This is a genomic window from Microbacterium sp. Soil_C_42 (genome assembly GCF_057656735.1).
The window spans coordinates 28677-42996 of record NZ_JBDGJU010000031.1 but is presented as its reverse complement, the minus strand read 5'-3'; the positions used below and the strand labels follow the sequence as shown (position 1 = coordinate 42996).

Sequence of the window (14320 nt, the reverse complement as noted above, 5' to 3'; positions counted from 1 at the left end):
GGCCGGCGCCGGGGCGGCGGGCTCGTCGATCGAGTCGGTGGTGGTCTGGAGGGTGCGGGCGGCGCGGGCGTGACCGGCCCGCAGGCGGTCGGACACCGAGTCGCCCGAGAGCCGGCCCGCGAGGTACCCGCCGGCGAAGGCGTCGCCGGCGCCGACCGGCTCGACGACCTCGACGACGAGCGCCGGCTCGAACACCTCGTCGTCACCGACGAAGGCCGTCGCGCCGATGTCGCCGTCCTTGACGATGAGCTCGGCGACGTGCGGCAGGAGGGCCCGCACGTCGGCAGCGGTCGGAGTGGACCAGAGCGTCTCGGCCTCGTCGCGGCCCACGAGCACGATGTCGGCGCTGCGGGCGAGCTCGAGCAGCACCGGCGCGGCGGTCGCGGCATCCCACAGCGGCGCGCGGTGGTTCACATCGAACGACACCGGCACGCCGTGCTCCCGGGCGCGGGCGATGACTCGCCCGAGAAACGCGGCGGCGGATGCGGAGATCGCTGCCGTGATGCCCGAGACGTGCAGCAGGTCGACGCCGTCGAACGACACGTCGGCCGCGTCGGCCTCCGACAGCTGCGCGGCAGCGGAGCCCCGGCGGTAGTAGAGCACCCCGTTGCCCGGGTCCTTCACGTACAGCCCGGTCGGGTGCCCTTCGTCGAACACCACGCGCGAGACATCCACGCCCCGCCCCGACAGCTGACGCGCGATGCGGTGCCCGAGAGCGTCCTCGCCGAGCCGGCTGAACCAGACGCCGCGGTGTCCGAGCGCGGCCACGTGCGCGGCCACGTTCGACTCCGCTCCCCCGGCATCGAGCAGGAACGTGTCGGCGTCGGCGACGGGAGTCGCGACGACGGGCGTCACCATCGCCATGGTCTCGCCGATCGCGAGCAGAGTCCGGGGCACCCCGCCAGCGTAGTCAGGCTGCAGCATCCGTCGCCCTCCCCGGCGGGATCATGCGGAACTCTGCGATCTCGCCGCACTCGGCCGCCGTCGTCGTGCCGACGGCGTCGGGCCGCGTCATCGCAGGTCGGTGACGGGGGCGGCGTCCATGTCGTCGAACGCCTGGTTCTCGCCGGCCATCGCCCAGATGAACGTGTAGGAGGACGTGCCGACGCCGGAGTGCAGCGACCACGAGGGCGAGATGACGGCCTGGCGGTCGGCGACCACGAGGTGACGCGTCTCTTCGCGCTCGCCCATGAGGTGGATGACGCGGGCGTCCTCGGGCAGGTCGAAGTACAGGTAGCACTCGGTGCGGCGGTCGTGGGTGTGCGCCGGCATGGTGTTCCACATCGAGCCCGGGTGCAGCTCGGTGACGCCCATCACGATCTGGCAGCTCTTCACGCCGTTCTCGTGGATGTACTGGTTGAGCGTGCGGCGGTTCGAGGTCAGCTGGTCGCCGAGCTCGCGCACGGTGCCCTCGCCGGGCGACACCAGGGCCGCCGGGTACGCGGTGTGGGCGGGCGCCGAGAAGAGGTAGAACTGCGCCCCCGTCTCGCCGCCGGCATCCGCGAACGACACGGAGCGGATTCCGCGGCCGAGGTACAGGCACGCGCCCTTGACGAGCGTGTAGACCTCGCCGTCGGCGGTGACCGTGCCGGTGCCGCCGACATTGATGATGCCGACCTCGCGGTGCTCGAGGAAGTAGTCGCTGCGGATCTCGGGGTATCCGCCGAGCTCGAGCACCGCACCCGCGGGCACGGCGCCGCCGAGCACGATGCGGTCGTGGTGCGTGTACGTCAGGCGGATCTCACCCGGCACGAAGACGTCGGGGATGAGGTACGTGTCGCGCAGGTCCTGCGTCGTCATGCCCGGGATCTGGGCGGGGTTGGTCGCGTAGCGCTGCGGGATGTGCGTCTCGGTCACGAGTTCTCTCCTGGTTCTGCGTGGGGGTGCGTAAGGGTCAGCGGACGAGCCAGCCGCCGTCGACGGGGATGACGGCGCCGGTCACGTAGGCGGCGGCGTCCGAGGCGAGGAAGACGAACACGCCCTGCAGATCGGATGCCTCGCCCCAGCGTCCTGCGGGGATGCGCGACAGGATCGACGCGGCGCGGTCCTCGTCGGCACGCAGCGGTGCGGTGTTGTCGGTCGCCATGTAACCGGGGGCGACGGCGTTGACGGTGACGCCCGCGGCCGCCCACTCGTTCGCGAGGGCCTTCGTCAGCCCGGCCACGGCGTGCTTGGAAGCGGTGTATGCCGGAACGAGAATGCCTCCCTGGAACGACAGCATCGACGCGACGTTGATGATGCGTCCACCGCCGTTCGCGAGCATGTGGCGGCCCGCGGCCTGCGACAGGTGGAACACCGCGTCGAGGTTGATGGCGAGAACGTCGTCCCAGTCCCCGAGCGGATACTCGGCGGCGGGCGCGCGCCGGATGGTGCCGGCGTTGTTCACGAGGATGTCGAGGCCGCCGAGGTCGGCGATCACCTCGTCGACCGCCGACGACAGCTCGTCGGGCGTGGCCGACACGAGGTCGCGCTGCACGCGGTGGACGCGGCGGCCGGTCGCCTCGATGAGCTCGGCCGTCGCCGACGCATCGCCGCGGTCGAGGAGAGCCACATCGGCGCCGGCCTCGGCGAGAGCGACAGCGGCGCCCTGGCCGAGCCCACGGCTCGACCCGGTGACGAGTGCGACCTTGCCGTCGAGGCGGAACGAATCGAGGATCATGCGGCGGGCTCCTGGCTTGCGATGAATCGGGTGGTGAGCTCGCCGAGCCCCGAGATGCGCACGGTGACCGCGTCGCCGTCGGCGAGCGGGCGATGCGCGTCCTGGGCGGCGGGCAGCTTCTGCGGCGTGCCGGTCGATACGATGTCGCCCGGCTCGAGGGTCAGCACCTGGCTGAGATGGTGGATGACGTACGCGACCGAGAAGATCGTGGTCGACGTCGACTGCGACACGGTGACGACCCCGTCGCGCTCGACCTCCACGAGGAGGTCCTGCGGGTCCGGCGCCTCGTCGGGCGTGACGACCCACGGCCCGAGCGGCGCGAAGCCGTCGGAGCACTTGCCCAGCGCCCATTGGCTCTGCCGGCGCTGCCACGCGCGGTCCGACACGTCGTTGAGGATCGTGTAGCCGCCGACGTGGTCGAGGGCGTCCTCGAGCGACACGCGCTGCGCGCGCCGGCCGATCACCACGGCCACCTCGCCCTCGTAGTCGACGTCCGTCGCACCCGGCGGGATCACGACGGCGTCGTTCGGGCCGGCGAGCGTGTTCGGCGTCTTCACGAACACGTCCGGATACTCCGGGTCGTTCGCGGTCGGGTCGACGCCGTCCGGCACGTGTCCACGGTAGTTGTACCCGAGGCAGAGGATCTTGCCCGGCACGACGGGGGCGAGGAGGTCCGCCGCATCGACCACCGGCAGGGATTCCGCGTCCGCCGACGCCACCACGGCCCGCGCCGCGTCCAGTGCGGCGTCCGATGACAGCAGCTCCGTCACCGTGCCGGCGATCGCTCCGAGGTCGAGCACGCGATCGTCCGCGACGACCGCGGCCGGCCGGGCGCCGTCCGGACCCGCATAGGTGACGAGCCTCACCAGTACTTCCTCCACTCCGGACGCGCGACGCGCATCAGAGCCTCGAGGTAGAAGTAGTCGCCCCAGAGCGTCCCCTCGTCGACGCCGTTGGCCTTCGGCAGGTCGTAGACCGAGTGCAGGATCAGCGCGTCGGAGTCCTCGGCGTTCACCGGCGTGTAGTGCGCGATGAGCGACGCCAGGATCGAGTGCGCCCGGGCGGTCCACTCGGCGGCTCGCTCAGCATCCGTCTCGACCTTCGCGAGCTCGAGCAGGCCGCACACCGCGATCGCCGCGGCGGAGCTGTCGCGCGGCGCGTCGCTGCCGTCGGTGTAGACGAGGTCCCAGAACGGCACCTCGTCGGCCGGCAGGTGGCGCAGGAAATACTCCGTGCAGCGACGGGATGCCTCGAGCAGGCGCTCGTCGCCGGTCACCGCGTAGTTCATCGCGAAGCCGTAGATGCCCCACGCCTGCCCGCGCGCCCAGCACGACTCGTCGGCCGCGCCCTGCTCGGTGCCGCCGCGGAGGGCGTCGCCGGTCTCGGCGTCCCAGTAGAACGTGTGGAAGGTGGAGTCGTCCTCGCGGAGGATGTGCTCGCGCAGCTGCGCCGTGTGGCGCACGACCGCGTCCGCGAAGCGCTCCTCGCCGGTCTGCTCGTGGGCCCATGTCAGCAGCGGCATATTCATCAGGCTGTCGATGATGGTGCGTCCGCGCTGGGCGGGGTCGGAGAGGTCGCCCCATGCCTGGATGATGCCCGCCGGCTCGAGGAACCGGCGCATCAGGTGGTCGGCGGCGAGCAGCGACGCGTCACGTGCCTTCGGGTCGCCGACCAGGCGCCAGGCGGCGACCGTCGAGAGCGTGTAGAGGAAGCCGAGGTCGTGGGTGTCGAGGTCCTCCTCGGCGCGCACGCGACGCTCGAAGTCGGCCGCGTCGATCCGCGCGGCGTCGCGATAGTCCTCATCGCCCGTGAGCTCCCAGGCGAGCCACAGCAGGCCGGTGCGGAAGCTCGTGGTCCAGCCTCGGTTGCCGCCGAGCGGGATGCCGCCCTCGGCAGGACGCAGCTCGTAGCGGTCGTCCACCGTCGTGTCGTCGGGGTACGAGCCCCCGAACTTCGCGATGTTGCGCCGGATCGTCGACAGCGCCGCGGCGATGGCCGCGTCGGTCGTGGTCTCGGTGGTGCCCGCGGCGGGCGAGGTGGACGTCATGGAGAGATTCCTTCTGAGGTATATGCAGAGAACGGATGCCGCGGGCTCAGGCCTGCGCGACGGCCTTCTCGTCGAGATCGAGCACGGGGCGGAGCGTGAAGCGCGAGTTGGTCCACGCGAAGAAGAGGGCGGCGGAGGCCGTGAGGCCGAGCCCGAGGGCGGGCGCGGTGGCGAACACGGCGACCTGGGCCGCCAGGGCCGCCAGCGACGCCGCCGTGAGGTACCAGCGGCGCAGGCTCAGGTAGAGGCTGGCGCGCAGCACGTCGCGCAGGCGTGCGGTCGGCACCTCCGAGATCGCGACCAGGGCGACGAGCCCGACCGCGATCGCGAGCAGCGCCAGCACCCCGAGGAGCGGGACGGTGAACACGGCCGCGGCCGTGGCCGACAGCATCCGCACGTCCACGAGCAGCACCACGACGACGGCGGCGACCGCGGCGCCGATCAGGAGGGCACGACGCCACGTGGCGCGCAGTCCCGCGACGAACGCGCGGATCGGGCCCAGCCCGCCCTCCCCGTGCTCGCGGAAGGCGCGGAACGCGCCAGCGAGACCGGGGGCGGCGAGCGGCGCGGCGATCGCGAGCAGCGGCCACGAGTACAGCGGGTCGGTCGTGACCAGCAGCACCACGAGCGGCAGCGACGAGACCACCAGCAGCAGGTTCACGATGAGCCCGAGATAGATCATCCCGATGAGGGACGCCCACGTCTCGTGCGACACCAGCCCGTTCAGCTTCTTCATGGCACTAGCCCTTCAGTCCGCTCGTCGCGATGCCCTCGACGAAGTACTTCTGGCCGAGCAGGAAGATGATCGCGATCGGGATGACCGAGATCGTCAGGCCGGCGAACAGCAGTGCGTAGTTCGTGTCGAACAGGTTCGAGACGAAGCTCTTGAGGCCGAGCTGGATCGTCCAGAGGTCGGGGTTTCGCAGGTAGATGAGCGGCCCGAGGTAGTCGTTCCAGGTGTTGACGAACGTGAGCAGCGTCAGCGAGGCGAGCGCCGGGATCGACAGCGGCAGCATGATCTTGCGCCAGATCGCGTACTCGCTGAGGCCGTCCAGGCGTGCCGCCTCGGAGAGCTCCTCGGGGATCGTCTCGTAGAACTGCTTCATCAGGAACACGCCGAACGCACCGAACGCCTGCAGCAGGATGATCGACCACAGCGTGTTCGACACCTTGAAGTTCGAGAGCAGGATGAACTGCGGGATCATGTACGACTGCCACGGGACGGCGATCGTGCCGACGTACAGCAGGAACAGCACGTCGCGGCCGCGGAAGCGCATGCGGGCGAAGCCGTACGCCGCGAAGGAGCCGGTCAGCACCTGCAGGAACGTGACGACAACGGCCAGGAACAGCGTGTTGCGGATCCAGACCAGCATGTTCGACTCGGTCCAGATGTCGATGTAGTTCTGCCACACCCACGTCTCGGGAAGCCACTTCACCGGCACCGAGAAGACCTCGTTGGCGGACTTGAACGAGCTCAGCACCATCCAGACGAAGGGTGTCAGCAGCCCGATCGCGAAGATGATGAGCCCGACGTACATCGCGATGCGCGCCACGCGGCGACCGGGTGTCATCTTCTCGGTCGGGATGAGCTCGGGCTGAGGCGATTCCTCGGCGAGCTTGCGCAGGCCCCGGCGCGACGCCTTCGGGGGCGTGAAGTCGGCGACCAGCAGGTCGGCGTCTTTCTGGATCTCGGTCGCAGCCATCAGTTGCTCCGCTTCTTGTTCCAGAGGAACTGCAGGATCGTCACGATGATGCACATGAAGAACAGCGCCACCGCGGCGGCGGACGCGTAGCCGAACTGGCTCTCTTCGAAGCCCTTGCGGTAGATGAACTGCGAGAGCACGAGAGTCGACTGGCCGGGGCCGCCGTCGGTCATCACGAGGATCAGGTCGAAGATCTTGAAAGAGTTGATCGTCAGCATGACGGTGACGAAGAACATCGTGGGGCGCAGGCACGGCAGCGTCACGTTGACGAACCGCTGCCACACGTTCGCGCCGTCGACCCGAGCCGCCTCGTGCAGCTCGCGCGGGACGGTCTGCAAGCCCGCGAGGAACAGGATCATGTAGTAGCCCATGTCGCGCCACGTGCCGACGATGACGACAGCGGGCATCGCCCACTCGGGCGAGGTGAGCCATCCGGGCGGGTTCTGGATGCCGATGAACCGGAGGAACTCGTTGATCGGGCCGTACTCGGGGCTGAAGAGCAGGTTCCACACGACCGCGATCGCGACGATCGAGGTGATGTAGGGGAAGAACGCGGCCGTACGGAAGAACGCGACGCCGCGGAGCTTGTTGTTGAGCAGCAGCGCGAGACCCAGCGAGACGAGGATCGTCAGCGGGATGTGCAGCACCGAGTAGTAGAGGGTGTTGAGAACCGAGATGCGGAAGCTGCCGTCGCCGATGAGGCGCTGGAAGTTCGCGAGGCCGACCCAGTCGGCCTTGCCGAACACGTTCCAGTTCGTGAACGACATGTAGAACAGCACGATGATCGGGATGAGGGTGAGCAGCCCGAAGCCGATGAAGTTCGGAAGGATGAAGCTCCACCCGATGAGGGTGTTGCGCAGCCGCAGCTTCGAGCGGCCGCGGCGCACGGGCGGCGGCGCGGTGCCGGCCTCTGTGGCGGTGATGGTCGCCATGGCGGACCTCCAGTGGGTGGGCGAGAAGCGGGGGGTGTCCTTCGGCAGGCTCAGGGAGGGTCCCCGAGCCTGCCGAAGGACGGGTGAGCTCAGACGAGGCCGAGCTCAGGGTGAGACGGGTCAGTCGGTGCCGACCTCGTTGGCCACGCGGTCCTGGGCCTCCGTGATGGCGTCGGCGACGCTCTTGGAGCCCGACATGATCGCGGTGTGCATGTCGCCGAGGATGCCCTGGATCGCGGCCGTCTTGTTCGACGTCGGGTTCTCCGGGAAGACCTCGTGGGTCGAGTACGCGAACTTCGACAGGTCGTCGGTGGGGGCACCGTCGACCGCGAAGTACGTCTCGACGACCGGGTCGGTCAGCAGCGCCGGCGTGATGCCGATGCCGGCGAGCACCTGGGCGCCCTCTTCACCTGCGGCGAACGCGAGGAACTTCTTCGCGGCCGCGACCTTCGACTCGTCGATCGCGGCGTTGATGCCGAAACCGGTCGGGTCGCCGAAGGTGACCGGGGTGTTGTCGAGACCGGCCGTCTTCGAGTCGACCTGCGGGATGGGAGCGATGCCCCACTCGAAGTCATCGGCGTCGCCCGAGGCCTGCTGAGCGATGAGCGTCGCGACGAACCACGTGCCCATCTGCAGCATCGCGGCGTTCTGCTTGCCGAACTCGCCCTGATAGGTGAGCTGGTTGGCCTTCGCGGTGTTGAAGTCGACCTGGTCGCCGGCGTCCTGCAGCGCGAGCACGTTGTCGTAGAAGGGCTCCATGTAGTCGTACTCGCCCGCGAGGATGTCGCCGTCGGACTGCGCGTTGGCGAAGCCCTGGACCGTCGACTGCCAGTTGTGGAGGTACGCGCCCTTGGCGGAGCCGCCCGCCGCGGCGATTCCGTCGGTCAGAGCGGCGGCCGCGTCGGCGTAGTCGTCCCACGTCCACGTGCCGTCGGGGTACTCGACACCGGCCTGGTCGAAGAGGGCCTTGTTGTAGTACAGGACCCACGAGTCGTTGCGGTAGGGGACCGCGTATGCGGTGCCGTCGACCTCGTACGACTTCGCGCCGCTGATGCCGTCGGGCAGTTCGACGTCCGACACGTCGAGGAGCTGGCCGCCCTCGGCGAAGGTCGGGACGAACTTGACCTCTTTCTGCGTGATGATGTCGGGGCCGGAACCGGCGGCGAGGTCGGCGGTGACGAGCGTGTTGTACTCGGTGGCGTCGTAGCCCTTCACCTCGACCGTGATGTCGGGGTTCTCCTCGTGGAACGCGTCGGCGAGCGCCTGGAACTCCGGCGTCGTGTCGATGCTCCAGCCCGAGAGGCTGAGCGTGACCGGCCCCGAGGACTCCTCGGGCGAGGCTGCGTCGTCGCCGCCGCTGCAGCCGGCGAGAGCGAGCGTTGCGACCACGGCGATGCCGGCCGCGGCAGCGTATGAGCGCTTCATTCTGGGGGTACTCCTTTGTGATTGCGGACCCGTCCTCGGGCCCATCGGATTACCGGTTCGCGCCGGGCGCGGTTCCGGGGTGTGCGAGGCGACTCGTGGTCGCCGTTCCGTCCGGCCAGGTGACCGTGACGGTGGTCTGGTCGCCGTCCTCGTCGAGGACGACGTGTGCGGCATCGCCAGGCGATGCGAGGTCTTCGGTGGTGAGCTCCACGAGCGTCGCGCTCCACGTGCCCGGCTCGACCGGGAACGACACGAGCGGCACTCCGGCGACGGGCCCCAGTGGACTGGCGTCCCCGCGCGTCTCGATGCTCGCCTCGCCGTCGCCCAGAAGGGGACGGATGCTGCTGCTCAGGCCCTTCGCGACGACCGAGGCGGCAGCATCCGTGCCCCCTCCTGCACCCTCATTTGAGGACGAGAGCTGAGATGCGGAGGCCGCCTCGGCGTGTGCTCCCTCATCTCGGCGCAGCTCCTCAGTTGAGGAGCGCGGGGTGTGGTCGGAGGAGCGCGGGGTGCGGTCGGAGGAGCGCGGGGTGTGGTCGGAGGAGCGCGGGGTGTGGTCGTCTGCCAGAGCCCAGCCCCCCACGCGGAGGCGGAGCGACGCGGCGTCGACGCCGGATTCGAGCGCGGCGACGCGGACGAGGCGCGCCTCCCACGGGCCGCGCACGAGCGAGTGCACCTCGACGAGGCCGGCGAGCTCGATCTCGCCGTCGATGCCGGAGCCGTGGCGCTGCGCCGACGGGCGGAGGTCGATCCAGTGGGCGCGCGAGACGGAGGCGGCGATGCCGACGCGGCCGCCCTCGTCGTCCTGCACACGCACGTCGATGAGGTCCATCGCCGCGCGATGGGTCGCGCGGCCGGCGGCGTCCACCAGGGCGACGGACTGCTCGAGGGGCTCCTCGAACGCGCGCTGGTTGGCGAGCGGGCCCGCCGCCGTCGCGTACCCGATGCGGGCGTACAGCGGCGAGTCGCCGACGAGGCTGCCGCCTGCGGCGTGGTCGGTGCCGTGGTTGACGATGCGCACGATGCCGTCGGCCTGCGTGCCCGAGATCACCCAGCCCGCGGGGCGCACGGTGCGCAGCTCGTCGCCCGACTCGATCGGCAGCGGCTCGGTCGCGGCGGCCCACACCGGGTGGTCCGCGGGCAGCGCGATGCCGAGGAGGCCCTTCACGGCCCAGTACGGCGAACCCGGGCCCGAGTAGGACTGGGCGAGCTCGCGCCACTCGTGGTGCCACCCCATGGTGAGCACGCCGTCCGCCGTCGGAACGCCGGCGTCGTCGAAGTGTGCGACCACGGCGTTCGCCGCGCGGCGCAGCTGCCCGAGCGGCACGGACGGGACCTCGGCGATCGCGCCGACCCAGAACGGGGCGGCGGCGGCGAAGCGGTAGATGAGGCTGCGGCCCTGCACGAGCGGCGAGCCGTCGGCGCCGACGAGGGTGACGGCGTCCTGCAGGAAGCGGTCGAGGCGCGCGATGTCGCCGGGCGTGCGGCCGGCGGCGAGCTCTTCAGCGCCCCGCATGCGCGACCACAGCACGGGGTAGGTGTGCAGGGCCCAGCCGACGTAGTGGTCGTACGAGCGCTCGAAGCCGTCCGAGATCCAGCCGTCCTCGCGCACGAGCACATCGTGCAGCGCGAGATCGTCGGCGATGTCGCCCTGCGACCACGGCCCGCCGACCGAACGCAGGAACGTCTGCACGACGACGCGGAACCACAGCCAGTTCGTCTTGGGATACGTCGCATCGCCCACGACGGGCGCGAGGTAGTCGATGACGCGCCCCTGGGTGACAGCGTCGAGGCGGTCCCAGATCCACGGGCGCGTCATGTCGAGCACGAGCGCGAGCGATGCCGCCTCGACCTTGGCCTGCGCGTGCTCGTCGAGACGGACCCAGCGGTCTTCGGCCTCGGGGTCGACGCCCGACACGATGCCGCGGCGGTAGAAGTCGGCGAGCTCCTCGGTGCCCTGCCCGCGCGCCCCGGCGATGCGGAAGCCGGCGAGGAGGAACGTGCGGGCGAATCCCTCGAGCCCGTCGACGGCGCGTCCGTAGCCGCCCTCGGCGCCCGGGAAGTGGATCCGGCCGGCACCGGGCGACGCGTAGGTGCGAGCGGTGTCGAGCAGGCGGTCGGCGTAGGCGAGCCATTCGTCGCGTGTCCAATCGAAGCCCGTCGCGATGTGCGCCGACGTGGTGGGCTGCTGGACCGTCACTGGGATCTCCCTTGATGCCTTCTTCTCGCCGCCGGAATCAGATCAGCGGAAAGCGAACGTTTGGGACTGTAGCAACCCAATTCGTTCATTGCAAGGTTGTTTGAGATTCGTTATGATCGTTTATGATCGCTTTGGGTTCATGGCGAGCCTCACTGCGCGGTGGATCCCCCACCCATGGTGAATCAACGAGGAGGAACCTTGACGACCGCGACGGATGCCTCTCCCGCGACGTTCCAGGGTGAGCTGGCCGCCGCCTACCACCGGCAGGCCGGCATCGACGCCGCCGGTTTCGGCGCGGCACTCGCCTCCCTCCTCGCTGAGCCCGAGCGCGCACTCCCGGTGGCACCCGCCGAGGACCGCACCGTCTGGGGACCCGACGGCAGCGCCGATCCCGTCGCCGTCGCCGACGTCCTCCCCCGGGCCCACGCGGATCTCGGCCGTCCGTGGGGCGTCCCCCTCGCCACCGCCGCGGCGCGCATCCACGACGACGGCGACCGCGTCGGGTGGGAGAGCGTCGTGTTCGAGCGCCAGTTCCGCCTGGCCCGCGCCGCGATCGCCGCCGCGCATTACGGCGACGACCCCGAGCTCGGCCCCGCATGGCTCGCCGAGGTGCTCGACGGCGTCTGGCTGATCTGCGAGCAGAGCACATGGTGCTGGCCGGCCCACGACGACGCCTTCCGCGAGCGCGGATCCGTCCTCCCGACGGTGACCGCCCCGTACCTCGACCTCGGCGCGGGCGAGGCGGTCGCCCTGCTCACGTGGGTCGACCAGCTCCTCGGCGCACGGCTCGAAGCCCGGTACCCCGGCATCCGCTCCCGCATCCGCCACGAGGCGCGGGTGCGCGTATTCCAGCCGTTCGTCGAGCGCCGCGACTGGCACTGGATCGGCCTCGACGGCGACGTGCACAACTGGAACCCGTGGATCCACGGCAACGTGATCACCGCGGCGCTGCGGCTGCTCGACGACCCGGCCGAAGCCGACGAGCGGGCGCGCATCGTCGCCCTGGCCATCGAGGGCATCGACCGATACGTCTCGGTGCTGCCGGCCGACGGCGCCATCGACGAGGGGTACGCGTACTGGTGGAACGGCGCGTGCCGCGCCCTCGAAGCCCTCGACATCGTGCGCCACGCGACCGGGGGAGTGCTCGACGCATCCGGCATCCCGGCGCTGCGCGAGACCGTCGCCTTCCCGCACCGCATGCATCTCGGTGGCGACTGGTACCTGAACCTCGCCGACGGGCAGGCGCGTATCACGGACCGGCAGCCGTGGCACGCCCTGCATCGTGCGGCGCGGAGCACGGGAGACACGGATGCTGCCGCCCACGCTGCGTCGCACCGTCACGCCGGCACGCCCGCGGCCACAGAGCACGAGGGCCTGGATCGCCTGCTGCGCGGCATCACAGATCCCGCCTGGGTGGGCGCGGCACTCCAGACGTCGCCGTTCCCGCGCGACGTCTGGCTGCCCTCCACCGAGGTGCTGCTGGCCCGTGAGCATGGCGGGACCGCGCGCGGCCTGACGGTCGCCGTCAAGGGCGGGCACAACGGCGAGCACCACAACCACAACGACGTCGGCTCGTTCGTCGTCGCGTCGGACGGCGTGCCGGTCATCGTCGACGCGGGCCGGCCGACGTACACCCTGCAGACCTTCGGCCCCGGCCGCTACGACATCTGGACGATGCAGAGCGGGTGGCACAACGTGCCCGTGATCGGCGGCGTCGAGCAGAGCCCCGGCGCCGAGTTCGCGGCATCCGGCGTGGAGGTGGCGGTCGATGATGCGTCGCTGTCGCTCGAGCTCTCGGGTGCGTACGCCGGCGCGGCGCCGTGGCGGCGCACGGTGCGCCTCGAGCGCGCGACGCGGCGCGTCGTGATCGAGGACGCCTGGACACCCGCTCTCCCCCCGCTCGTCGAGCGAGCGAGGAACGTGGTCGTTGAGCGAGCTTGCGAGTCGAAACGCACAGGCGAAACGCCCCGGACGGACGAGAAGACCCAGGTGCGGATGCTGCTGGCCGGCGACGTGCGCAGGGACGCAGCATCCGTCACGGTCACGCCGCTCGACGGCGCCACGCCGGTGCGCATCTCGTGGCCGGAGGGCGTGGAGGCGTCTCTCATGGTGCGAGAGCTCGACGACCCGGTGCTGTCCGGCGTGTGGGGCGCGCGACTCACCCGGCTCGATCTGGACGTGACGACGGCCGACGCGGTCGCCGTCACGGTAGAACTGGACCTGACGAACGCGGAGGACGCCCGATGACCGACCAGACTCCGGCGCTGCTGGCCGCGGAACGGCGGGCGCACGTGATGGCCACGCTCGAGCGCGACGGCGCCGTACGGGTCGCGCAGCTCATGGACGAGCTCGGCGTCGCCCCGGTGACGCTGCGCCGCGACCTCGCCCAGATGGAGCGCGAAGGCCTGCTCGTGCGCGTCCACGGCGGCGCCGTGCCCGCCGCCGGCGGATTCGACGACGTCGAGCCGGGGCATCCGCTCACCGCCACCCGCACCGGATCGATCGCGATGCTCGTGCCGTCGCTGAGCTTCTACTGGCCGAGCGTCGTGCGCGGCGCCGAGACCGAGGCGACGCGCCACGGCCTGCGCGTCGTGCTGCGCGGCGCGTCGTACGAGCTCCAGGACGAGCGCCCGGTGCTGGAGCGGCTCGTCCACACCGAGGGGGTGCGCGGGCTCGTCGTCGCACCGAACACCGACACGCCCCACGCGCAGGACGTCGTGCAGTGGCTCGCCGACTGCGGTGTCCCCAACGTGCTGGTCGAGCGCGACGCGGTGGTGCTGCCGGACGGCAGCCCCGTCGAGAACGTCACGACCGACCACGCGCTCGGCGCCGTGCTCGCGGCCCGGCACCTCGCCTCGCTCGGTCACCGCCGCGTCGGGCTGATCATCGCGCGGGACTCGCCGACCTCACGCAAGATCGCCGCCGGCTGGCAGGCCGCCTGCCTCGAGCTCGGCCTCACCCCGTCGGACCACTTCGAGACGAGCCTGCCGCCGCGCACGAGTCCCGACTTCTCGGCGGTCGTCGATGCCACGCTCGACGCGGCGCTGTCGAACTCGGTCACGGCGATCCTCGTGCACTCCGACCCCGAGGCGATGGCCTTCGTCGACCTGGCCCTGAACCGGGGGATATCGGTGCCCGGCGACTTCTCGGTCGTCGCCTACGACGACGAGGTGGCCGAGCTCTTCACGCCCGCGCTCACCGCGGTGAGCCCGCCCCGCCACTCGGTCGGCCGCGCGGCCGTCGACCTGCTGGCGCGGCGCATCGAGGACCCCACGCGCCCCGTGCACCGCGTCGTGCTGAATCCCACGCTGAACGTCCGCGGCTCGACCGCCCCGCCCCGCGGCGCGTAGGCGC

Annotated in this window: 12 protein-coding genes; 2 read left to right on the top strand and 10 right to left on the bottom strand. The window is 70.8% G+C overall.

Going from position 1 to position 14320, the window contains the following annotated elements:
• The 10 genes from AC3A46_RS15605 to AC3A46_RS15560 form a co-directional block, all read right to left on the bottom strand.
• Positions 1 to 897 (bottom strand): sugar kinase (locus AC3A46_RS15605; RefSeq protein WP_487666015.1); only part of this gene is annotated, 897 nt, incomplete at its 3' end.
• Between the two features lie 114 nt (positions 898 to 1011).
• Positions 1012 to 1857 (bottom strand): 5-dehydro-4-deoxy-D-glucuronate isomerase, encoded by an 846-nt coding sequence (gene kduI / locus AC3A46_RS15600; protein WP_487666014.1) that lies wholly within the window; start codon positions 1855 to 1857, stop codon positions 1012 to 1014.
• Between the two features lie 37 nt (positions 1858 to 1894).
• Complete coding sequence (kduD, locus tag AC3A46_RS15595) at positions 1895 to 2659, bottom strand: 2-dehydro-3-deoxy-D-gluconate 5-dehydrogenase KduD (protein WP_487666013.1); 765 nt, start codon at positions 2657 to 2659, stop codon at positions 1895 to 1897.
• Positions 2656 to 3525, bottom strand: a complete 870-nt coding sequence (locus tag AC3A46_RS15590; RefSeq protein WP_487666012.1) for a fumarylacetoacetate hydrolase family protein — start codon at positions 3523 to 3525, stop codon at positions 2656 to 2658. The genes kduD and AC3A46_RS15590 overlap by 4 nt, the downstream gene beginning before the upstream one ends.
• Positions 3522 to 4706, bottom strand: a complete 1185-nt coding sequence (locus AC3A46_RS15585) for a glycoside hydrolase family 88 protein (RefSeq protein WP_487666011.1) — start codon at positions 4704 to 4706, stop codon at positions 3522 to 3524. Before AC3A46_RS15585 ends, AC3A46_RS15590 begins: the two co-directional genes overlap by 4 nt.
• 46 nt (positions 4707 to 4752) lie before the next feature.
• Positions 4753 to 5442: a ferredoxin-NADPH reductase gene (locus tag AC3A46_RS15580; protein ID WP_487666010.1), complete on the bottom strand. Its 690-nt coding sequence runs from the start codon at positions 5440 to 5442 to the stop codon at positions 4753 to 4755.
• A 4-nt stretch (positions 5443 to 5446) separates the two neighbouring features.
• Complete coding sequence (locus AC3A46_RS15575; protein WP_487666009.1) at positions 5447 to 6409, bottom strand: carbohydrate ABC transporter permease; 963 nt, start codon at positions 6407 to 6409, stop codon at positions 5447 to 5449.
• The gene (locus AC3A46_RS15570; RefSeq protein ID WP_487666008.1) at positions 6409 to 7341 is read right to left on the bottom strand and encodes a carbohydrate ABC transporter permease; all 933 of its coding nucleotides are present in this window, start codon (positions 7339 to 7341) and stop codon (positions 6409 to 6411) included. The genes AC3A46_RS15575 and AC3A46_RS15570 overlap by 1 nt, the downstream gene beginning before the upstream one ends.
• A gap of 120 nt (positions 7342 to 7461) precedes the next feature.
• Complete coding sequence (locus AC3A46_RS15565) at positions 7462 to 8766, bottom strand: ABC transporter substrate-binding protein (protein WP_487666007.1); 1305 nt, start codon at positions 8764 to 8766, stop codon at positions 7462 to 7464.
• A gap of 49 nt (positions 8767 to 8815) precedes the next feature.
• On the bottom strand, positions 8816 to 10966 hold the full coding sequence (locus tag AC3A46_RS15560) for a DUF2264 domain-containing protein (RefSeq protein ID WP_487666006.1): 2151 nt from the start codon (positions 10964 to 10966) through the stop codon (positions 8816 to 8818).
• 198 nt (positions 10967 to 11164) lie between these two features.
• Here AC3A46_RS15560 and AC3A46_RS15555 point away from each other — a divergent pair, with 198 nt between their 5' ends.
• Entirely contained in the window at positions 11165 to 13213 is a 2049-nt protein-coding gene (locus AC3A46_RS15555) for a heparinase II/III domain-containing protein (protein ID WP_487666005.1), read from the top strand.
• Complete coding sequence (locus AC3A46_RS15550; protein WP_487666004.1) at positions 13210 to 14316, top strand: LacI family DNA-binding transcriptional regulator; 1107 nt, start codon at positions 13210 to 13212, stop codon at positions 14314 to 14316. Before AC3A46_RS15555 ends, AC3A46_RS15550 begins: the two co-directional genes overlap by 4 nt.
• Positions 14317 to 14320: the final 4 nt, after the last annotated feature.

Excerpts from the sequence above, each read along its gene's own strand:
- kduD (WP_487666013.1), bottom strand. The coding sequence starts at position 2,659 with ATGATCCTCGATTCGTTCCGCCTCGACGGCAAGGTCGCACTCGTCACC.
- AC3A46_RS15585 (WP_487666011.1), bottom strand. The coding sequence starts at position 4,706 with ATGACGTCCACCTCGCCCGCCGCGGGCACCACCGAGACCACGACCGAC.
- AC3A46_RS15580 (WP_487666010.1), bottom strand. The coding sequence starts at position 5,442 with ATGAAGAAGCTGAACGGGCTGGTGTCGCACGAGACGTGGGCGTCCCTC.
- AC3A46_RS15575 (WP_487666009.1), bottom strand. The coding sequence starts at position 6,409 with ATGGCTGCGACCGAGATCCAGAAAGACGCCGACCTGCTGGTCGCCGAC.
- AC3A46_RS15570 (WP_487666008.1), bottom strand. The coding sequence starts at position 7,341 with ATGGCGACCATCACCGCCACAGAGGCCGGCACCGCGCCGCCGCCCGTG.
- AC3A46_RS15565 (WP_487666007.1), bottom strand. The coding sequence starts at position 8,766 with ATGAAGCGCTCATACGCTGCCGCGGCCGGCATCGCCGTGGTCGCAACG.
- AC3A46_RS15550 (WP_487666004.1), top strand. The coding sequence starts at position 13,210 with ATGACCGACCAGACTCCGGCGCTGCTGGCCGCGGAACGGCGGGCGCAC.